Annotated in this window: 27 protein-coding genes; 13 read left to right on the forward strand and 14 right to left on the reverse strand. The window is 37.4% G+C overall.

What is annotated here, in order from left to right; genetic code table 11:
* Nucleotides 1–3 precede the first annotated feature (3 nt).
* The 11 genes from terL to H2677_RS10175 form a co-directional block, all read right to left on the reverse strand.
* A complete protein-coding gene (terL, locus tag H2677_RS10125) occupies nt 4–1,530 on the reverse strand; it encodes a phage terminase large subunit (RefSeq protein WP_212638464.1) in 1,527 nt (508 codons plus the stop codon).
* Nucleotides 1,508–1,990 (reverse strand): DUF2280 domain-containing protein, encoded by a 483-nt coding sequence (locus H2677_RS10130; RefSeq protein ID WP_130575099.1) that lies wholly within the window; start codon nt 1,988–1,990, stop codon nt 1,508–1,510. Before H2677_RS10130 ends, terL begins: the two co-directional genes overlap by 23 nt.
* Nucleotides 1,991–2,036: 46 nt before the next feature.
* Nucleotides 2,037–2,681, reverse strand: a complete 645-nt coding sequence (locus H2677_RS10135) for a putative metallopeptidase (RefSeq protein WP_212638465.1) — start codon at nt 2,679–2,681, stop codon at nt 2,037–2,039.
* A gap of 195 nt (nt 2,682–2,876) precedes the next feature.
* Entirely contained in the window at nt 2,877–3,377 is a 501-nt protein-coding gene (locus H2677_RS10140) for a DUF4442 domain-containing protein (RefSeq protein WP_212638466.1), read from the reverse strand.
* Between the two features lie 701 nt (nt 3,378–4,078).
* Nucleotides 4,079–4,294: a hypothetical protein gene (locus H2677_RS10145; RefSeq protein ID WP_130575094.1), complete on the reverse strand. Its 216-nt coding sequence runs from the start codon at nt 4,292–4,294 to the stop codon at nt 4,079–4,081.
* A gap of 182 nt (nt 4,295–4,476) precedes the next feature.
* On the reverse strand, nt 4,477–5,211 hold the full coding sequence (locus H2677_RS10150) for a hypothetical protein (RefSeq protein ID WP_212638467.1): 735 nt from the start codon (nt 5,209–5,211) through the stop codon (nt 4,477–4,479).
* 10 nt (nt 5,212–5,221) lie between these two features.
* Nucleotides 5,222–5,635, reverse strand: a complete 414-nt coding sequence (locus H2677_RS10155; protein ID WP_212638468.1) for a DUF1064 domain-containing protein — start codon at nt 5,633–5,635, stop codon at nt 5,222–5,224.
* Nucleotides 5,632–6,387, reverse strand: coding sequence for an ATP-binding protein (locus tag H2677_RS10160; protein WP_212638469.1), 756 nt, complete (start codon nt 6,385–6,387; stop codon nt 5,632–5,634). Before H2677_RS10160 ends, H2677_RS10155 begins: the two co-directional genes overlap by 4 nt.
* Complete coding sequence (locus H2677_RS10165; protein ID WP_212638470.1) at nt 6,378–7,244, reverse strand: YdaU family protein; 867 nt, start codon at nt 7,242–7,244, stop codon at nt 6,378–6,380. Before H2677_RS10165 ends, H2677_RS10160 begins: the two co-directional genes overlap by 10 nt.
* A gap of 298 nt (nt 7,245–7,542) precedes the next feature.
* Nucleotides 7,543–8,040: a phage regulatory CII family protein gene (locus H2677_RS10170; RefSeq protein ID WP_212638471.1), complete on the reverse strand. Its 498-nt coding sequence runs from the start codon at nt 8,038–8,040 to the stop codon at nt 7,543–7,545.
* A 41-nt stretch (nt 8,041–8,081) separates the two neighbouring features.
* On the reverse strand, nt 8,082–8,285 hold the full coding sequence (locus H2677_RS10175) for a Cro/CI family transcriptional regulator (protein WP_212638472.1): 204 nt from the start codon (nt 8,283–8,285) through the stop codon (nt 8,082–8,084).
* A 100-nt stretch (nt 8,286–8,385) separates the two neighbouring features.
* Between H2677_RS10175 and H2677_RS10180 the strand changes: the two genes are divergently transcribed.
* The 12 genes from H2677_RS10180 to csrA all read left to right on the forward strand — a co-directional run bounded on the left by H2677_RS10180 (nt 8,386) and on the right by csrA (nt 16,114).
* Complete coding sequence (locus H2677_RS10180; RefSeq protein WP_212638473.1) at nt 8,386–9,114, forward strand: XRE family transcriptional regulator; 729 nt, start codon at nt 8,386–8,388, stop codon at nt 9,112–9,114.
* A 28-nt stretch (nt 9,115–9,142) separates the two neighbouring features.
* A complete protein-coding gene (locus tag H2677_RS10185) occupies nt 9,143–9,367 on the forward strand; it encodes a hypothetical protein (protein ID WP_212638474.1) in 225 nt (74 codons plus the stop codon).
* Nucleotides 9,368–9,585: 218 nt separating this feature from the next.
* Complete coding sequence (locus tag H2677_RS10190; RefSeq protein WP_212638475.1) at nt 9,586–10,047, forward strand: hypothetical protein; 462 nt, start codon at nt 9,586–9,588, stop codon at nt 10,045–10,047.
* Nucleotides 10,047–10,550 carry a hypothetical protein gene (locus H2677_RS16080; protein WP_228301650.1) on the forward strand — a complete coding sequence of 168 codons (504 nt, stop codon included), beginning with the start codon at nt 10,047–10,049 and terminating at the stop codon, nt 10,548–10,550. Before H2677_RS10190 ends, H2677_RS16080 begins: the two co-directional genes overlap by 1 nt.
* Nucleotides 10,547–10,876 (forward strand): hypothetical protein, encoded by a 330-nt coding sequence (locus H2677_RS10200; protein ID WP_212638476.1) that lies wholly within the window; start codon nt 10,547–10,549, stop codon nt 10,874–10,876. Before H2677_RS16080 ends, H2677_RS10200 begins: the two co-directional genes overlap by 4 nt.
* A 2-nt stretch (nt 10,877–10,878) precedes the next feature.
* Nucleotides 10,879–11,997: an ATP-binding protein gene (locus H2677_RS10205; RefSeq protein ID WP_212638477.1), complete on the forward strand. Its 1,119-nt coding sequence runs from the start codon at nt 10,879–10,881 to the stop codon at nt 11,995–11,997.
* The gene (locus tag H2677_RS10210) at nt 11,994–12,668 is read left to right on the forward strand and encodes a putative quorum-sensing-regulated virulence factor (protein WP_212638478.1); all 675 of its coding nucleotides are present in this window, start codon (nt 11,994–11,996) and stop codon (nt 12,666–12,668) included. Before H2677_RS10205 ends, H2677_RS10210 begins: the two co-directional genes overlap by 4 nt.
* Before the next feature lie 4 nt (nt 12,669–12,672).
* On the forward strand, nt 12,673–13,761 hold the full coding sequence (locus tag H2677_RS10215) for a hypothetical protein (protein WP_212638479.1): 1,089 nt from the start codon (nt 12,673–12,675) through the stop codon (nt 13,759–13,761).
* A complete protein-coding gene (locus tag H2677_RS10220) occupies nt 13,758–13,913 on the forward strand; it encodes a hypothetical protein (RefSeq protein ID WP_165395591.1) in 156 nt (51 codons plus the stop codon). The genes H2677_RS10215 and H2677_RS10220 overlap by 4 nt, the downstream gene beginning before the upstream one ends.
* Nucleotides 13,906–14,121 carry a hypothetical protein gene (locus H2677_RS10225; protein ID WP_125299518.1) on the forward strand — a complete coding sequence of 72 codons (216 nt, stop codon included), beginning with the start codon at nt 13,906–13,908 and terminating at the stop codon, nt 14,119–14,121. The genes H2677_RS10220 and H2677_RS10225 overlap by 8 nt, the downstream gene beginning before the upstream one ends.
* A gap of 209 nt (nt 14,122–14,330) precedes the next feature.
* On the forward strand, nt 14,331–15,611 hold the full coding sequence (locus H2677_RS10230) for an aspartate kinase (RefSeq protein ID WP_130575080.1): 1,281 nt from the start codon (nt 14,331–14,333) through the stop codon (nt 15,609–15,611).
* A gap of 239 nt (nt 15,612–15,850) precedes the next feature.
* The gene (gene csrA, locus H2677_RS10235; protein WP_004912217.1) at nt 15,851–16,114 is read left to right on the forward strand and encodes a carbon storage regulator CsrA; all 264 of its coding nucleotides are present in this window, start codon (nt 15,851–15,853) and stop codon (nt 16,112–16,114) included.
* 80 nt (nt 16,115–16,194) lie between these two features.
* Here csrA and rnhB read toward each other — a convergent pair whose 3' ends face one another.
* The 3 genes from rnhB to H2677_RS10250 form a co-directional block, all read right to left on the reverse strand.
* Nucleotides 16,195–16,761: a ribonuclease HII gene (gene rnhB, locus H2677_RS10240; RefSeq protein WP_129263285.1), complete on the reverse strand. Its 567-nt coding sequence runs from the start codon at nt 16,759–16,761 to the stop codon at nt 16,195–16,197.
* Nucleotides 16,762–16,822: 61 nt separating this feature from the next.
* Nucleotides 16,823–17,191 carry a hypothetical protein gene (locus H2677_RS10245; protein ID WP_129263287.1) on the reverse strand — a complete coding sequence of 123 codons (369 nt, stop codon included), beginning with the start codon at nt 17,189–17,191 and terminating at the stop codon, nt 16,823–16,825.
* A gap of 145 nt (nt 17,192–17,336) precedes the next feature.
* On the reverse strand, nt 17,337–17,714 hold the full coding sequence (locus H2677_RS10250; protein ID WP_004955128.1) for a hypothetical protein: 378 nt from the start codon (nt 17,712–17,714) through the stop codon (nt 17,337–17,339).
* Between the two features lie 213 nt (nt 17,715–17,927).
* Here H2677_RS10250 and H2677_RS10255 point away from each other — a divergent pair, with 213 nt between their 5' ends.
* On the forward strand, nt 17,928–18,482 hold the full coding sequence (locus H2677_RS10255; protein ID WP_004912224.1) for a cytochrome b: 555 nt from the start codon (nt 17,928–17,930) through the stop codon (nt 18,480–18,482).
* Nucleotides 18,483–18,510 lie beyond the last annotated feature (28 nt).

Below are 18,510 nucleotides of genomic sequence, written 5' to 3' on the forward strand. Positions count from 1 at the left end.
TTCCTAATCAAATACAGTTGGCTTGCTTGCTAATGAATCATTAATTGCATCAATGGTCGGATCCCACTGGTCATCATGGTCATGTGTCCAATCGGCCGTGAGCCCTTCAATTTCTTCTATATAATTCAAAAGCCAAGGCGCTTTGGCTGGTAGAAAGACACGGCGATCTTCAACATAGAGAATCACATCCATTGTCCGCGAAAGCTTATCCTCATCACGCTGGATTGCTCTGATAGGTAACGTCGTTTCTTTCACGATTGTCTGGATTAATCCAGTACCACTGGCTTTATCCTCTACCGCCATATATCGAAGCTTGCCTATTTTGGTATTGCTTTCCTTATGTTTATTAATAAAGGACTTAGCCTCTTTTAATAATTGTGGTGCTTCCCATTTGCCACGCTTCACGTCAATGATGTAAAGGTTATTGTCATACCCAAGTCCAGCACATAAGAACACCGAGAAGTCATTATGTTTTTTGATCTTTTGTGCTGTATCAGCCCAGATCGCACGCCATTTAAGAATTGGTAATTCCACATAGCGTGGGAACCATTCAGCCTTAACAAGATCACCGCCAAGCTTTTTAGGGTTCTGCATGTACTGGCTTGCAAATGTATATCGAGATACTGTTGCACCATCTTTATCTTCACCGCCTTTCTCAAGCTGCAGTAAAGATTCTAGTGATTCTTTAAGTGGCCAATAACTTTGACGACCATATTGATCACGCTCTACATCTCGTGGAACTTTACAACGGATATGCTCAGGCAATTGATCAATATAATCATCATCGATCAAAGCAGGAATGCTGATCTGTTCCCATTCCCCTGGTACGTTGCCTGTCATCACAAAATTAGTTGGATCCTCAACGTGTAATCGCTGCATGATCAAAATAATTGGTGTGTCTGACTTCGCCTTACGAGAGTTGACCGTATTCAGGATCTTACGATTGGCTTTCTTTCGTGCTGACTTACTAAATGCGTCCTCAGGCTTTAATGGGTCATCAAGAATGATTGCACCAGTAAAGCCCACATTTGCTAATGTACCTGCACGGCGACCAGTAACCTGCCCACCCATTGAAGCAGCATAAACCTGCCCAGCATCAAATCCATCAACAGTAGTCTTCCAGTTAGATTTTGAGTCGGTGCTTTTTGAAATCTTGACTGGCCATAGGCTTTGGAAATCTTCAGACTTCACAATATTCCGTGCTGTGGCTGCAACATCTTCAACCAATGACTGGGAAAACGATAGATATAAAAATCGAGACCGCGCTACTCGTGCCATTCCTCGCGCAATGAGATTTGTTAATAGTTCTGTTTTACCTGATCCAGGTGGAACATTAATAACAAGGTTCTTTATTCGTCCTGCGATTACCTCATCAATTGCCCAAGCTATGTATTCATGATGCCAATTGACCGAGAACTTAAAGCCCATTCGAGGTAAGAAAAAACGGCGTGTAAAGAATAAGTGTTCTCTCTCACAGCGTTCTCGCTCTAATTGCATTTCAAGCAGACTAGTATTTACTTTCGAGTTCATCCAATGCCTGCCTTACCTGTTCAGGCGTAGCTACAACATGAGTAACATGCTCAGGGTTAAGAGGCTGACCATCTGCGCCAGTTAATTGCGTTTTACTTGTATTGGTATAAAGCCCGCCCATTTCTTTGGCTGCCTGTTCAGCCCACTTCGGAATCAAAACTGGATTGTCAGGATATTTATCAACTAAACCTTGAAGTAGCTGAAGTCGATAGCGCATGTTCGCAATAGGAATAGCTTCAAGTTCTTGGTTTGCTATACGACGATACTCAAAGAATTTATCTCGTAATTCCTGACTTAAATCTTGACCAATTCTTTTAGTTGGATCGTAGGCCTCACATTGTTGTGGGGTAACATCAATATTAAAAACTTCTTTAACTGAACGGGATGTTTGGGTTGGTGTTTCAAACTCAGCAAGCATCCTAACGATGAATAGTTTCACCTTTTTGGTAATACGTGCCATTTCCACCATTCCATCTAAGTACATCTAAGAAGAATGGCAAAAAAATTTAAACCACTCTTAGAAAGCAAGTTCCACAGGCATGATAGATATCAGCCTTTGCTACAGTTGGACGCTGATTTGCCGCATTCACCATATCTTGTACTTCCTTGTTTGCTCCATAACGGCGAACAACGCCCGTGAACTCTTCAACATCATGCCCTTGTATTGTCAACTTAGGTTTACCCGTTTCACGGTTATACGATGGGATTCCCCATTCATCTTTCTTATGTGCAATGTGGTATAGCTCATGTTCGATCAAAGCACAAAAATCAACATCATTAGCATGTTGAGCATAGGTTGCATCGATCGTAATTAAGTAATCAGGCAAATCATTGAACCATTGATAAAACTGCTCTTCCTGACGTTCTTTCTTCCAACCACCTGCATTTATCATTACTTTTTCAGCTTGACCAACTACAAACCGACCTTGTTTCTGATATCCACCTTTAGCCCACATCACGGCGATCTGCGGATAGTAGAACGAGCCAAGATGTGAGTGATCAGGATTAAAAAGCTTATGTTCGGGATTAAGAAAGATAGACTTTATCCATCTCCACAATTCTGGTGCAGGTGCAAAGTTTGGTGTGCCTAATGCAAAAATCCATTCTGGAGGATATGGGCGTTGCTGAATAACAAATCCGACTTCATTCATAAGTTTCACCCATTTAAAAAGCCACCTTACGGTAGCTTGTTTTTTCAACCTCAAGCCTCTCGACCGAATTCATCTTCTGGAACACAATAAAGTCAACACCAAGTTTTGTAGAAATTTTATTTATTGTATTTTTAATATTCTATAGATTATTGAATAATATAAAAATCATAGAAATTAAAATTAATTTAATCCTAATTAAATTTCTGATACTTCTAATGTGATTGTTCCATTCACCACAGCGGCTCCATTCATTTTTTGAGCCTGAATTTTTACTCTCACATCACCTACCCTCCACTCATCTTCACTAATCGCAATCAGTTTTATATCTGAGTCTGCAATTGCTAAATAATTAACTTGCATTCCCTTTGTTTTCCAACTCAGATTTTTAGGAATTGAAGCCTCTGCTAGCTCTCTCGTAACAAACTCTAATCCATGACAGATAGCAATCGCTTGAATTGTTCCATTGTGTTCTCCTACCTTACTTTTAGAGATAGAAGCAATACAAATGTCTTCATCTAACCTTTCAACTTTTGGATTTAATGACAAAAAATACGGAGCAAAATTGCTAACTAATTTTGAAACCATTAATTCCATCGAGACTTTTTTTAGACTTTTATACGCAATCCATACGTCATTTACATGAGCTGATGGTTGTTTATTGAATTTATTTGCAAAATTTGAAATAAAGCTAACCATGATTAATCAACAAGTTACTATAGGGAAAATTAAACAGAAACGAATACTATCAAACACGTTGCTTTCGTATATAGATTTTTGTCGGAAAAAAATATCCTTAAGTCTGAATCACCTGTTTAACAAATTAATTTAAAGTTAGTGAAAAGCTAATCCCATAAATCTCAATAAAAAAAACCTACATCAAAATAATGTAGGTCTAGTGATTTACACTAAAGTCTGAAATACTGGATGCTTATGCACATCCAGCAAATGAATTGTAATTAACAGATATAAATAATCATTAGCTCTAATTAGTTTTATTTAACATTTATGGCTAATAATTAAGCTTTTCTGATTATATGCATTTGCATATTGATTTAGTAAATAAAAAGCCCCGCCAATAATTAGTGTGTTGGCAGGGCTTCGTGTGCCGTAATCCGTTCGGCAAGTTGACTCGCTACAGGTTATTGTGAAAGAGGTTAAAAATTAACGCTTCTAATAGTTCTAATAAAATCATTATGTTCAGTTTCAGTATTAAACGTGAACTCCACCTCTGAGCCATCTGAGAAATTGACAAGAACGGATGTCCAGTCAAAACTTGAGGTTATTTTTACAATTTGATCCAAATTGTAGTGAGATTTACCAACTTGGTAGAATTTTGAAATTTTGTCCATTTGGGATTGTTCCTATTATTTATTACAACCAAATATAATGGGTATTTATTAATCTTTATTCAAAAAATCCCTAGTCCAGGTTAATGTCTCCAAAGCTTCAATATGTGGATGAGAGTATTCACGGATTTCATGATATCGCTCACCAAGTTCTTTCAAGAATTCTTCTTTAACTCCTGGATTATGTTTATCTAATGCTTTAGCAAAACTTGCAGATATAGCAGCGATTATAAGATGCGTTTGATTGATTGGGTTTTGATTTTCCATAAAAAATTCTTCTGTATAAAAAATTATCTATGGATGCGATCGAATAAAATTCAACCCAATCTATAAAAAAATAATTTTGGCAAACAAAAAGCCCGCAAATGCGAGCTTTCAAATTCTTTCAGGGCGACCAATTCATAAAACGCCCATTTTAGAAATACTTATACTGAACCGTTCTGTTTATGTCAAGCTAGTAAAATTGCTTCAGGTTCAAAATGAAAAGATCGTGCTAAACAATTTCTAATGCTATTTTCCCAATTCTCAATACAGCCTTCTGCCACTAACTCATATGATTCATACCGTTCAGAGTAACCAGACTTAGAAACCTTTAAATTTGCGATAGTGATCTTTTCATGCAATGTATAAGGGCGTTTTCCAGTTCCTTTACACTTTTCACAAAATTTAGAATTATTTGGATGACCCTTTTCGTTATAAAGCTCAAGCTTACCTATACCTTGGCAATGACTACACATCGCTTTAGTGAATAAACGTCCACGTAAAACCACCTCTGCAATTCCTTTAGCAATATTGATTAAATCACCTTGAGAATTGTTAGGCTTGAAATTTTTTTTGATCATTTCTTTATGGATCTTACCTGCTAAAACATTTCGAACTCGGAAAAAATCTGCAGAATTAATTTCACCTTTTTTAAATTCAACTTTCCCTGGTATATCTTCAATTCGTTTTTTTACTTCCTTCCCGTTAATAATATTTGTTTCATAGATTTTCTTTGCATCAGTGACAACTGCGATCCTTTCGAAATCAACACGCTCTAAAAGCAACTCAGCCCATTTCTTAGCTTGAACTGGCATCAAAGCTATTTCACCCAACACCACATCTTTTGTTATTTTCCCTTTACCGTTACTCTGAGCTATAGCGAGTCGCAACAATTCTAAAAAATCAAACTTTTCAATTAACATATCTATCTTCCTATACTTCTGTGATGCTGATCCCATGAACTGTGCTCATGAGATGTTTCTTGGTGCGATAGCTCGCTAACTTTCTCGTCGCTGCTGACTTCACATCTTCGACAATGTATTCACCTGTGCTGGTGTAAAAAGTGAAATCTGCAAAATAACGTAATGCAGGTTTTGCCCTTTTCTCTCCCTCAAGTTTGGTTTTGGGTGCGAGTTCAAATTTAGTGTGATGTTCCAAACCGAAGATCTCTCCCCTTTGCTGCATTGCTTTAAGCTCGATGTACCGCTTGTGTTCTTTCTTGCTGTCGAATGTCATTCCATCTAGTTCAATTTTCTGGGCATTAAACTTATTGCGTTTAGCTGTCTTAGGCTTATCTGACTGCTTTAAAATTTCACGGCGATACTGGTCGATGCTCATTGATGTCATGAGTTCACCCGAGCATCAGTCCAGTTACACTCAACTACGGTCAAACCACCATCTTGAAATCGAGACCATAGTCGATCACCTAGGTCATTTTTCAACTCAGCTAAGGACATATTTGAAATCAACATCGTTGGCTTCATAGCGTCATAACGTGCGTATAGAACTTTGTGCACCATTTCAAGTAAGCGTGGTCGTTTTTCATGTCGATCATGCAAACCGTATTCATCTAAAATTAATAAATCAGTATCGACATAACGAAAGATTGAATTACGCTCATTGTCATCAGTACGTGCATATGCTTCAGCAATATCATTCGCCATGTATTCACTGGTGACATATCGTGCGTACATACCCTTGCTGAGTAAGTTGTTTGCTACAGCACAGCCCAAATGAGTTTTACCCGTGCCTGTATTGCCCACCATAACTAAATTTGTTATTTGGCCAGCAAGTATGGTCTTTGCAAAACCATGAGTCTTTTGCTTCGCTGTTTTTTGGGCCCCAATGTTTGTTGAGTAATTTTTAAATCCACTCAGTACATGTCGTTGTGGAATTCTTGCACCTGAAAAGTGCTTGTCATGTATAGACTTTCTCAGCTCTTTGCTGTGTTCAGCGTTTGTTTTTTCATAACAACAATCAGGACACATTGGATGACCAGTACCCAATGAAATAACCATCTTGCGATTGTGCTTTTGACAAAACTGCTGTGCTTGAGCAATCTGTGTTTGAGTAAATTCTTGCTTATTCATCACATCCATTCCTCCACATCTTGCTCAGTCAATTCAGGTAACTGTGCTTCGTTGTACACAACTAGCTCTTGTGGCTTGCTCCAAGCTTCGTTGACGTTAAGACTTGTTTGAATTGCTTTCTCTGGTTCGGATTTGTTGTTTGATACAGCCTGTTTTTTGAACTCAAGAATTAACCATTGAGCAAACTTTCTCGTTTTTTGGTTTTCAGTGAGATCAATTTTGTTTTCCCAATGGGCATTGAAATTACCTAAGTGAAATTCGTATTCAGCCATAGCGATAACCTGTTCAGCTTGAACACCTACACTTTGTCGAATTACGTTCAACAAAATTTCAGATTCAGGTTTCCAAGAATCGCTCTGATCAAAATTTTCGTTTTCGCTTAGTGTGTGTGTATTAATATTTGGTTTATGGTTATCGGTTAACGGTTTACGGTTAAGGTTTTTTTGGGTTTCACTTTCAGAACCTAAAATAACCGACTGGGTTTCTTTTGGGTTTTCTTGATTAACCAATTCGCTTTCAATTGGATTTACTTTAGGTTTATTTTTAGGTGGACGACCACCTTTTTTACCATTTTCACGATTTTTATTAGCGTTCAGATGGTATTCAGCAATTTCTGCATCACAGCGTTTATTGTGGAAACCATCTTCTAATTCAAAAAAGAAATCTTGAAGCACATTTAAAACCGCATCTCTTTCTTCTTGGGTTATTGCGCGTAACCGACGAAAAACCGACTGGGTTTCTTTGGGTAATGGCTTTTCATTTAAATAGTAAAAGTCGATTGCACGGCGATAGAAACACTCTTCCAGAGGTGAAAGGTGTGCTGTATCGACCATAAAATCACTTATATGGTGTAGGTATTTATACATCTACTTCACCGCCTTTAGTTTCACCAGACCACGCTTCTCCAACTGACGAATAATTCGAGTTCATGAAACCTCCTTTTGAGCTGCCAATGCATTGCTCAAATGGATATGCTCATCATTTGAGATGTTTCTACAATTGGGTGATATGTGATTCTCAATGTATTGATCATCACCAATGATTAGGCATGTTTTGCATTGCTCTTCTTTAAATTCACTGCACTTGTTAGCACATGGGTGTTTTGATATATTCGTCATGTTCAATCTCGCTATAGATTCGAATGCCTAAGCCTGATCTAATCCATCAGGCTTTTTCAGTTTGTAGAGCTGATAAATATTTCGCACATTCATTTTTCAGGGCTGAGCGAATAGATTTAATATTGCTTTCAAGTTCTTCTAAGATCAGATCCGAAACGTTTAGCTCATCTGGCGAAACCACACCGTCTGACATGATGTTATGAATCGACTGGTTCATCTGGCCGTTGCTGATGTTCATACTTAGCAATGACTCGAGTACTGACATTTGATGCTCGTTCTCATCAGACTTTGCTGGTATGCAAATCAAACCGAACTTGTGCGCCCAAGCTTTGATTAAAGCGGTATTACCCGTATAAGCCATAATTGCTTCAACTGCTTTTAGGCTCGGTAAGTGCTGGTCCATATTTGGATTTGCGTAGTTCAAAACTGTTTTATGTGAAACGCCTAGTACCAGGGCAATTTCTTTAGGCTCAATTCCACGCGATTGATTGATCATCGCATTAAGCGCAATCTTGGCTTCTCTGCTTAGTGTTAGTTCACTCATATGTGAATCCTTGTTTTTATTCACGTTTACAAAATTCTTAATTAATTGGATATTTGCAAAGTGCTGGTTAATTGAGGGTGTTTTAATGGAACCTTTCCTGCTGCAAGATCCCTGATTTGATATTCACGGGCTAATGGAATTTTGCATTCATCCCATTGACTTATCGCATTATGCGAAATACCTAATTTTTCAGCTAACTGCGTTACGTTGCATTGAAGTAGTTTTAAAGCCTCTGATTTAGTCATTTAACTTTCCAATAGGTAATTTAACTTACCAAATTAAATAACATAAAACTTACCTTGTCAATTGGTAAGATAACTTACATATCTTAATGGTGTTTTTTTAATGGAAACTCTAGGAATACGTCTCAAGAAATTAAGAAAAGACAAAAATATGACTCAGCAACATTTAGCTGATCGGGTTGGCGTTTCCAAAACTTCTGTTATCTACTGGGAAAAAGATGAAAATATTCCGAAACATGAGAGTTTAATGTTACTCGCTGATGTTTTGGATACATCTCCAAATTGGATATTAAACGGTGATTCAAAAAACAGTACGAATACGACAACTTCAAAAGATGAGGTTTACTTCTCACCTCTAAAATTTAAACAAGCTTATGAAAATAAAAATACTGTAAGGATCCCAGTGCATAAAGATGTAAAAGCCTCGTGTGGCAACGGTGTAACAAATTTCCTAGAAGATATTACAGACTATTTAGATATTGATCCAAATATATTGAAATTACTTGGTATAAAAGCAAACCCAAGTAATTTGAGAATTATTTATTCAGCTGAATATAGTATGTGGCCAACAGTTGCACCAGACAGCCCGTTATTTGTAGATATTTCACCTGTTGATACGTCTAGTATTATAAATGGTGATGTATATGTTTTCCTGCACAATGGATTCCTTAGAATGAAACGGATCTTTATCAGTTATGGAAATGAAAAGACTGTTCGTCTTCAGAGCGATAATCCTGACAAAAACAAATTCCCTGATGAAGTTATCACTAAAGAACAGCTCAATGAATTGAGCTTTGTAGGTCGACTTGAATCGGCTCTAGTAAAGCCATAATTTTTTTTATCACAACTAGGTTAATGACATGAATTTAAACAATGATAATATCCCAATTAATAAAATAATAAGAAAAATCAATGAACCAGCAAAAAAGAATGAGGCACTCTACCTTACTGCAGATGAGGTGAAAATAGTTTCGGAAGATTTCGGTGATCAATACTTTGTACCTATTTTAACCAATGAACAATTAATAAAGTTATGTGATGAAGGCAAATTAGGTAAACCTATCTTCAAAAAAGAAAAGGACTAAAACCTTTAACATAAATTCCTAAAATAAATTAACCCATCTTAATGATGGGTTTTCTTTTATCAATCACAAACAAGGTAAGTTAAATTAATAAATAGTAATTTTTATTACCAAAACTATTGACCATAAAAGTAAGTTAGCTTACTATTTTCTCATGAACAGCAAAAAGCCCTGCCGACTCTCACATCAAACAGGGCTTCTCACTACACATGAGGTAGATTATGGAACAAAACACAATTCAAAGCAATTCAGCATTGCCATTCGGTAGGGTTGTAATTGGTACATGGGCAGCTTCAAGCTTATTGATATTTGGAATAGCATGGGCTGTTTCATCTTGTGACTATCAAACAGCACATTCAAGCCAACCTTCAATTGCGAACGTAACTCCTAGCTACTACGGTGTTATCACGCTCAAACTTACTTCTGACATTACTGGTGAAGCTGTTATCAATCTTGACGGCTTCCGTGTACCAGTGAAATTCGTATTTGATACACATCCCGATAGCTATGGTGTTCCTGGTTCTGAATTCACCGCTGTAGACATTATCAATCTTGAAATTGGTCAAATCACTGACGCTAACGGCAACAACTATAAAGACTTCACGATCTACGACGATCACAGAAACATCAATGCTCAACTAGCTGCATACATTGAAAAGAATAAATTGGTGGAGGCGATCTGATGACTACCACTAACAATTTTAAGTTATTGCAGGTTTTGGCTGGTAATGAAATTGAAAAAGCCGCTATTTGTGAATTGCTTCAACAAGCTGGTTTGTACTTAGGTGTAGAGATGACATTCACACCACCTTGTTTAATTGCTACTTCTAAAGATGGTGCGGTTTATACAGACTTTCCTATTACAGGTGAAGATCAAGCTAACATAACCATAATTGAGTTGCGTGAGTTAGTTAATAGCGGAAAGCTCTCTAAACTAAATTTAACTACCCGTCAGCAACAGGTTTTGCAGTGTGTAATGGACGCAAGCCTTGATGGTATTCACCCTTATACCTGGCACATCGTTAAACGAATGTCAGCTAAAGGATATGAAATAACTGAGAAGCAATGTTCTTATGATCTTGGTGTGATTATTCGTACAAAAGGTACGGGTGTTTACTCGATGAAATGTGATAACCGCCCAAAACTTTGGATTTATGAAGCTCCAAAAGTAGAGGTGAAGTCATGAACAAGCAACGCTTTACCACCCCATTCCGCGAGTTCATTACTCGTGATGATAATGGTCGCTATCACGTCCGCCTCGGACCACAAACATTTTCTACAAATTATCGCCTTACAGATATTCGTCTTGAGACTGAAAACGGCGGTACACCTGTAGATCCTGATTTGTTGAAAGCTAAGCCTTGGATACTTCGCAACTTACAACAAGAAGTAGAGTTTCGACGCAAAAAAGAACGTGCGGAAATGTTTTCTAAAGAATGCTTTCAACGTACGCCTTACAGCGCAAATCAACGCATGTCTTATAACAACGCTAAATCTAATAAGGGGTTGTAATCATGGCTCTAAATATAATTTCTCCATCTCAGGTCATTCCTGTAAATGCTATTAAAGTTTACTACTACGGCGATCCAGGTATGTACAAAACAACTTTAGGTATGACAGCAGATAAACCTTTAGTAATTGACGCTGATCAAGGTGCGTATCGTACTGGTGGTAATCGTCGTGGTGATGTTGTTGTTGCAAAAACTTGGTTGGATATTTCAAATATTACTGAAGAAGATCTAGCACCTTATAACACAGTTGTATTTGACACTATTGGGCGTGTTTTGGATCTCATCAAAACTCATTTGGCAAATAATAGTAAAAACATTAAAAGCGATGGTTCTTTGAAATTAAACGTCCAAGGTGTAGCCAATAATATGTTTAGCTTGTTTGTTAATAAGTTAATTAGTTATGGCAAAGATGTTGTTTTTATTGCCCATGCTACTGAGGATAAAAACGATACTTTAACTTTAGTACGTCCCGATCTTGGTGGTAAAAATCGACAAGAGATCTACCGTCTTGCAGATGCCATGGCTTATTTGGCTGAAGAAACTGACTCCCGAGGAAATTCTAATAAAGTACTGAAATTTAGAGCTGGCGAGGGTTTTCATACAAAAGATTCTGGAAATTTAGGAAATGTCATTGTTCCTGATTTAACAAAATCAGAAAACAGAAACTTTTTAGCTTCGCTAATTCAACAAACCAAGAACCATCTAAACACACTAACACCAGAACAAAAACAAGCTATGCAGCTTCAACAAGATTGGGATCAGTGGATTAAATCTTGTGATGAGTCTCAATATGCAAGCGAGTTCAATGCTTTATTTGAAAGCCTTAATAGAGAACACCCTTACCACAAATCAATGTGGGAATACATGAAAGAAATTGCCTCAAATCACGGGTTAGCTTTTAACACTGATACAAAGCGTTGGTTGGAGCCAGATAGTTCCCCTTCTTTTATTGATGTAGTTCAACGCGACTCATTACAAGCATTCATTGATGAGCGCGGTTTGGATGTAAAAACAGTATGTGAGCATTTAGGAATTGATGCATTAACTCAAATTGAAGCTTCAAAACTTGCAGCTGTAAAACAGGAAATCGACAACCTAGCTAAACAGGAATTACATGCATGAGCGCAATAATTTTAGACACTGAAACTCATGACATGAACGGCTATCCAATCGAGATAGCCCATGTTCCTGTCTACTTTGAAAACGGTGAATTGGTCGTTAATAAAGATGCTTGTTTTGATGAGTATTTTTCATGTCCTGAACCGATTAGTTACGGCGCTATGGCTGTGCATCACATTCTTGAATCTGACATAGCTGGAAAGCCAAGTTATGAAACATTCAGATTGCCTGAAGTTGTGCAATACATTATTGGCCACAATGTTGATTACGATATTGAGGCAATTAAACTGGCTGATAAGACTATTAATGTTAAGGCGATTTGTACTTTAGCTTTGGCGCGTATGGTTTGGCCAGATGATGCACATAACTTATCAGCATTGATCTACAAATTTACTAATGGATCTGAAAAAGCACGTCAAAGCATTCGAAATGCACATAACGCTAAACAGGATGTTTTGCTTACAGCAGCTCTATTAAAGAATATTTGCAAAGTGCTTGGTGTAAAAGACATGCAATCCCTTTTCTTGTTTTCTGAACAAGCTCGCATCCCTACGCATCTGACCTTTGGCAAATACAAAGGCACGGCTATTAAAGACATTCCTGCCGATTATGTTACCTGGTTACTTAAACAAGATGACTTAGATCCATATTTACGCAATGCATTAAAAGGATAAGAAGATGACTAATATTTTAAACGCTCAAGAAGCATTTGCAGCACTACAAAAAGGCAAAACCGTTCTATGTCGCTATGCAGGTAACGGCTCTCTTCATGCTGATAAAGATTTCAGCACACTGGATCAGATGCCAGCAACAGTTTTTGCTTTGCCTAATTATGAATTTTGCATTCAAGTTGAAATGCTTGAGTTAGCAGGTATTACTTTTACTAAGCCTTTAACGATTGAAGAAATCGAACAAGGTCAAGACGTGTTTTTAATTCAACCACATGCTGTAATTCAGCAATATAAATTCAATGAAAACATTGATGAATTAGTTGATGGGATTCATGCTGGATTTGCTCAACGTGATTTTGAAAATGCTCAACTACAATACAAAGCATTTTGTGAGGCTGTTGGTGGCACGCCCATTCAGGTTAATTTAGAAATAGTGGAGCAATCGAAAAAAAAGCGAGCATCAAAAAAACAGAATGATTCTAGTAGTGTTGTTCAGCAATCTACTCATGCTGCTAACGATGAAGTTTCATTGGATGACATCATCAGTCCAGTTGGTAATCAAAAACCTACCTCAAATGATGTTGAAAAAAAAACATTGGATGAGATACCAACACAATCAGACATTCAGAATAGTCCAACTTCATTTGATGCTGTTGCTACAGCAGTCGTTAATAAAGCTAAAGAAATTGATGAAGTTACTTTAGAAAATAACTCTAAGAAGTTAGCTAATGATGAATCTGAATACCAGGAGAAACTTGCCACTTTAAAACAACGTGTTGATGAGTCAAAAACAGTTACAGAGGTAAATGCCGTTGTTAAATATACGACTGGCTGGACCACTGAACAACTTTCACCACTTTTAAAATATATGCATAAACGCTTAGAAGTACTTCAACAGAATAAAGCTGCTGAGCAACCATCACTAATGGTTCGTATTCAGAATGCACCTGACCTAACTGTTCTTGATGCACTTGAAATAGATGTCTCAAGTTTAGATCCAGTTATTCAACCTGAAATGATGCGTCATGTAAGAACACGTCGATTAGAACTAGAAAAAGCTTTGTCAGTTGCAATAAATGACGAGGATCTGCCATGAAATTCAAATACTCAACTCTCACCCGAACACTTGAAGTGTTCGGGAGCAAGATGACTCACATTTATGAAAATGTCAGCGCTGGTGAAATCGAAGATCTAATCGTGAATGCAAAATTTAAAGAGGCTAACTATAAAGGTGGTGTGAATGGATAAATATGTAACTTCTAATTATGTGTGTGAGTTGTTTCATATTACCAAACGCACACTTAATCGTTGGGAAGTGAAAAGCCCTTGGGGTATTCCATTCCCTGCCCCAGTTTTAAAATCTGATGGAGGAACAATGAAGCGATATCTTGCAGAAGATGTAATGAAATGGGAACAACAGTGCACTAATTTAGATGTTGCGCAAAAAGCTGTATAAATAGTATGAATGATGAAAATCAAGAAACTCAATGGTTCTTAATGAGAATCAATGATTGTTAGCATATTTACGTTACTATATACTTGTGCGCTCAAACGCAGCTTGCTAAGAACTCAGTCATTTCAGTTGTGTACATAAGAGTGTACATAAAGTAAATTTCAGGAAGCAAGAATAAACTTTACCTGTTTTATTACAAGGGTTTAGGTAATATGGCATTAATCGTTCAAAAATATGGCGGTACTTCTATGGGTACTCCTGAGCGCATTTTAAATGTTGCTCGTCGTGTCAAGCGCTGGCATGATCACGGTCACAAAGTGGTCGTTGTTGTGTCTGCAATGAGTGGTGAAACGAACCGCTTACTTGCGCTTGCAAAAGCCATTACCAGCACCCCTGACCCACGTGAATTAGATCAAATGGTGTCAACGGGTGAACAAGTAACGATTTCCATGTTAGCTATGGCACTGAATTCAATTGGTGTAGAAGCTAAGTCATATACTGGTCGTCAAGTTGGTATCAAAACGGACAGTGCTTTTACCAAAGCGCGTATTGAATCTATTGATACTGATGTCATGACCAAAGATTTAGATGCAGGTCGTGTTCTCGTTGTTGCAGGTTTCCAAGGCTTTGATGCCGAAGGAAATACCACAACTTTAGGTCGTGGTGGTTCTGATACCTCTGGTGTTGCAATTGCAGCTGCATTAAAAGCTGATGAATGTCAGATTTACACTGATGTTGATGGCGTTTATACAACTGATCCACGTGTCGCACCTAAAGCGAAAAAGGTTGATCGTATTTCTTTTGAAGAAATGCTAGAAATGGCATCTTTGGGTTCAAAAGTTTTACAAATTCGCTCTGTTGAATTCGCAGGTAAATATCAAGTTCCATTGCGCGTATTATCAAGTTTTGATAATGACGATGACGGCGCATTCGATGAAGAATTCAAACAAAATGTAGGCACACTAATTACGACTGAGGCTGAAGACGATATGGAACAACCAATCATCGCAGGTATTGCATTTAACCGTGACGAAGCAAAATTAACGATCTTAGGTGTTCCTGATGAACCAGGTATTGCATCTAAAATCTTGTCACCTATCAGCAATGCCAACATCGAAGTGGATATGATTATCCAAAACGTTGAAGAAGATGGTACAACTGATTTCACATTCACTGTAAATCGCAATGATTTAGCAAAAGCTAAGGCGATTTTAGAGCAAACAGCAAGCAGCATTGAAGGATGTGAAGTTGTTACTCGTGATGATATCGTTAAAGTATCAATCGTAGGTGTGGGTATGCGTTCACATGCAGGTGTTGCAAGCAAAATGTTTACTGCATTAGCTGATGAAAGCATTAATATTTTGATGATTTCAACATCAGAAATCAAAATTTCTGTACTTATCGAAGAAAACTATTTAGAACTTGCCGTACGTTGTTTACACACAGCTTTTGGTCTAGATCGTGAACACGGCGAAAGCAGTGCACGTGCTTAATTAATAGCTTGTTAAACATATTTACTTTCAAGTAAATAGCAAAAAAAACAGAGCCACTATAGTTTTTACTACAGTGGCTCTGTTATATTAACCTTTGAGGTTTTTCAGTGATTCTCAACAGAACGTACGAAAAATAATGTTTTTTACATATTTCTGTTGGAATTTTCTGTATATTAAGGCTGTGCTTTCGAACAATGAATTCCCTGTCGCAAGTTTAAGCGTTTAGCAAGGAGATAAACATGCTGATTCTGACCCGTCGTGTCGGAGAAACATTAATGATTGGGGATCAAGTCAGTGTTACTGTGCTTGGCGTAAAAGGCAATCAGGTGCGTATTGGTGTTAATGCTCCAAAAGAAGTTTCTGTGCATCGTGAGGAAATTTACCAACGTATCCAACATGAACGTGCCATGCATGAGCATTTACAACATCTTGATCAGGATTATCAACTTTCGTATGAAGAAGATAATAGCGATTTTCCGCGACATAATAACTTTAATCGTTAATTTTCAGAATTCTCCCCACATAATTAAAGCGACACAAGATGGTCGCTTTAATTGTATTTAAAACCTCAATTTATAAGAAATTATAAACCTAAAGCTTTTTTTACAGGTGCGTAACTACGACGATGTTGATCAATTACGCCGTGTGCTGCAATAGCTTCAAAATGCGCTTTTGTAGGATAACCTTTGTGCTTTGCGAACCCATAATCAGGATATAATTCATCTAAGGTCTTCATTTGATGATCACGTGTAACTTTAGCTAGAATACTTGCTGCACTTATCTCAGCATGAGTCGCATCACCTCCCACAATTGCTTCACATACAATATCAATCCCTTTTGGAATTTGATTACCATCTACAATTACTTTGTGTGGCGTGGTTTTTAAATTTTCGACCGCACGGCGCATTGCAAGAAATGTGGCTTGCAGAATATTCATTTCATCAATTTCAGTGTGTGTTGCTTCAGCTATCGACCAAGCTAATGCCTTTTCTTTAATCTCTATAAACAACTTTTCGCGTTTCTTTTCAGTTAATTTCTTAGAATCATTTAATCCTTCGATTGGATTATTAGGATCTAGGATCACCGCAGCTGCAACAACTGAACCCACTAGAGGACCGCGCCCTGCTTCATCTACACCAGCAACAAACATAATTTACTCGCAAAAAATTGGCTGCATTTTAGCAGCCAATCAAAGTCAATTGAATACAGAACTATTTTACCACTTCCGATACACAAGCATTCATAGTTTTAGCTACTGCTACTCCTGTTAAAGCTGTTCGCGCTTTAGAATCCACTGCAGCAAGTGCCAATTCTGAAGGTGATAAAACAGTAGGTGCATTTTTGCCAACGCATTTACAAATTTGGGTTTTCTTCTCTTGCTTCTGGGTCTTTGTCATTAATTTACTTGCAATTTTCCAAGCTGCAAAGTCATCAATATCATGATTACACTTGGTCTGTGCAGCAAACTGAATTGCAGATGTTCCTAATTTTAAATTACTTTGCTCGCCACTTTGCACAGTACCACAAGCCACCAAAGCAAACACCGTTGAAATTGCCAAAACAAATTTATTCTTATACATGTAATTACCATTTTAGTTGAATAATATCATGATTAATTTAACGTTTTAAGCATCTGAAAACGATCTAAAATTACAAGAATATATAAAATTATTTTGCTAAGAAACAAAGCCGAAAATCATTCAGCTTTGCTTATGTATCTTACTTTTATTTCTTTAATGCTTCAGACACGCAGGCATTAACAGTTTCAGCAACCACTTGATTCACAATTGTTGCTCTTGCAGTTGGATCAATTGCAGCTGTAGCCAACTCCAAAGTCGTTACACTATTGGGCGCTTTTTCACTTACACACCCACAAACATCCATCTGAATATTTTCACGCTGTTCAGTGGTCATCAAACGTGTTGCTGTTTTCCATGCAGGTAATGTATTGATTTCACTCATACATTTAGCATTAACCGCAACCTTTAATGCCGTTACACCTAACTGCTGAGATGTAGATGGTGTTGTAGAAGTATTTGTATTTGGTGCAACACATCCATTTAAAACAAATAATACTGGCAGAGCCAACAATAATTTTTTCACAACTTTTAACCTTATAGCGACTTAATTGCAGGCGTATTTTGCACAAAGCTTTTTATTAAGCAATTGACCGTGCAGACTTATTACATATTTAAACATATCGATTTCGATTAATAATCGTTGCAAGGACAAGACGCTCTGTTACATATACACCGTATGAGGAATAAATAACGCTATTTAAAATCTACAAAATCATATCACAGCTAGGATGTTGCGATGTCAACCTCAGCACAGTACTACACTCGCACAGCACAAGTTTTACATTGGCTCATGGCCGTTATTTTTATCGTTGCATGGCTTATTGGATTTTACAGTGGAAATTTTTTAAGTTATGAAGTTGATGGAACGTTTAAAGGCACTGTTATTACACTTCATAAGAATATTGCGACAACCATTATCTTTTTAGTCGTTATAAGAATTTTTTGGCGTTATACCCATCCAGCTCCACAACTACCAAATACCATGTCACCAATGATGAAAACCTTGGCACATATTGGTCATTTTCTATTATATTTAATGTTATTAGCTCTACCAATTACAGGCTGTTTATTCAGTTGGAGCGCTGGTCACCCTGCCCCTGTTTTATACTTATTTGAAATCCCCCGTCTAGTTCAAGACAATCCAGATCTATTAGCAATCGTTAAACCCCTACATATTTATATATCGTGGTTTGCGGGCTTACTCATTGCAGGTCATATTCTCGCAGCGATTAAACATCATCTCATCGACAAAGATAATGTATTGCTCAGCATGCTAAGACAACCCAAATAAAAATTGATATAAAAAAACCGCTTATCGC

The sequence above is a fragment of the Acinetobacter junii genome (assembly GCF_018336855.1).
Classification (GTDB): Bacteria; Pseudomonadota; Gammaproteobacteria; order Pseudomonadales; family Moraxellaceae; genus Acinetobacter; species Acinetobacter junii.

Bases quoted from the DNA above. Each gene is read 5' to 3' on its own strand.
- H2677_RS10155 (WP_212638468.1), bottom strand. From the start codon at position 5,635: ATGACATCAATGAGCATCGACCAGTATCGCCGTGAAATTTTAAAGCAG.
- terL (WP_212638464.1), bottom strand. From the start codon at position 1,530: ATGAACTCGAAAGTAAATACTAGTCTGCTTGAAATGCAATTAGAGCGA.
- H2677_RS10205 (WP_212638477.1), top strand. From the start codon at position 10,879: ATGGCTCTAAATATAATTTCTCCATCTCAGGTCATTCCTGTAAATGCT.
- H2677_RS10145 (WP_130575094.1), bottom strand. From the start codon at position 4,294: ATGGAAAATCAAAACCCAATCAATCAAACGCATCTTATAATCGCTGCT.
- H2677_RS16080 (WP_228301650.1), top strand. From the start codon at position 10,047: ATGACTACCACTAACAATTTTAAGTTATTGCAGGTTTTGGCTGGTAAT.
- H2677_RS10135 (WP_212638465.1), bottom strand. From the start codon at position 2,681: ATGAATGAAGTCGGATTTGTTATTCAGCAACGCCCATATCCTCCAGAA.
- H2677_RS10180 (WP_212638473.1), top strand. From the start codon at position 8,386: ATGGAAACTCTAGGAATACGTCTCAAGAAATTAAGAAAAGACAAAAAT.
- H2677_RS10165 (WP_212638470.1), bottom strand. From the start codon at position 7,244: ATGTATAAATACCTACACCATATAAGTGATTTTATGGTCGATACAGCA.
- H2677_RS10190 (WP_212638475.1), top strand. From the start codon at position 9,586: ATGGAACAAAACACAATTCAAAGCAATTCAGCATTGCCATTCGGTAGG.
- H2677_RS10130 (WP_130575099.1), bottom strand. From the start codon at position 1,990: ATGGCACGTATTACCAAAAAGGTGAAACTATTCATCGTTAGGATGCTT.
- H2677_RS10140 (WP_212638466.1), bottom strand. From the start codon at position 3,377: ATGGTTAGCTTTATTTCAAATTTTGCAAATAAATTCAATAAACAACCA.
- H2677_RS10245 (WP_129263287.1), bottom strand. From the start codon at position 17,191: ATGTATAAGAATAAATTTGTTTTGGCAATTTCAACGGTGTTTGCTTTG.
- H2677_RS10255 (WP_004912224.1), top strand. From the start codon at position 17,928: ATGTCAACCTCAGCACAGTACTACACTCGCACAGCACAAGTTTTACAT.
- H2677_RS10170 (WP_212638471.1), bottom strand. From the start codon at position 8,040: ATGAGTGAACTAACACTAAGCAGAGAAGCCAAGATTGCGCTTAATGCG.
- H2677_RS10175 (WP_212638472.1), bottom strand. From the start codon at position 8,285: ATGACTAAATCAGAGGCTTTAAAACTACTTCAATGCAACGTAACGCAG.
- H2677_RS10185 (WP_212638474.1), top strand. From the start codon at position 9,143: ATGAATTTAAACAATGATAATATCCCAATTAATAAAATAATAAGAAAA.
- csrA (WP_004912217.1), top strand. From the start codon at position 15,851: ATGCTGATTCTGACCCGTCGTGTCGGAGAAACATTAATGATTGGGGAT.
- H2677_RS10215 (WP_212638479.1), top strand. From the start codon at position 12,673: ATGACTAATATTTTAAACGCTCAAGAAGCATTTGCAGCACTACAAAAA.
- H2677_RS10150 (WP_212638467.1), bottom strand. From the start codon at position 5,211: ATGTTAATTGAAAAGTTTGATTTTTTAGAATTGTTGCGACTCGCTATA.
- H2677_RS10160 (WP_212638469.1), bottom strand. From the start codon at position 6,387: ATGGATGTGATGAATAAGCAAGAATTTACTCAAACACAGATTGCTCAA.
- rnhB (WP_129263285.1), bottom strand. From the start codon at position 16,761: ATGTTTGTTGCTGGTGTAGATGAAGCAGGGCGCGGTCCTCTAGTGGGT.
- H2677_RS10225 (WP_125299518.1), top strand. From the start codon at position 13,906: ATGGATAAATATGTAACTTCTAATTATGTGTGTGAGTTGTTTCATATT.
- H2677_RS10210 (WP_212638478.1), top strand. From the start codon at position 11,994: ATGAGCGCAATAATTTTAGACACTGAAACTCATGACATGAACGGCTAT.
- H2677_RS10230 (WP_130575080.1), top strand. From the start codon at position 14,331: ATGGCATTAATCGTTCAAAAATATGGCGGTACTTCTATGGGTACTCCT.
- H2677_RS10220 (WP_165395591.1), top strand. From the start codon at position 13,758: ATGAAATTCAAATACTCAACTCTCACCCGAACACTTGAAGTGTTCGGG.
- H2677_RS10200 (WP_212638476.1), top strand. From the start codon at position 10,547: ATGAACAAGCAACGCTTTACCACCCCATTCCGCGAGTTCATTACTCGT.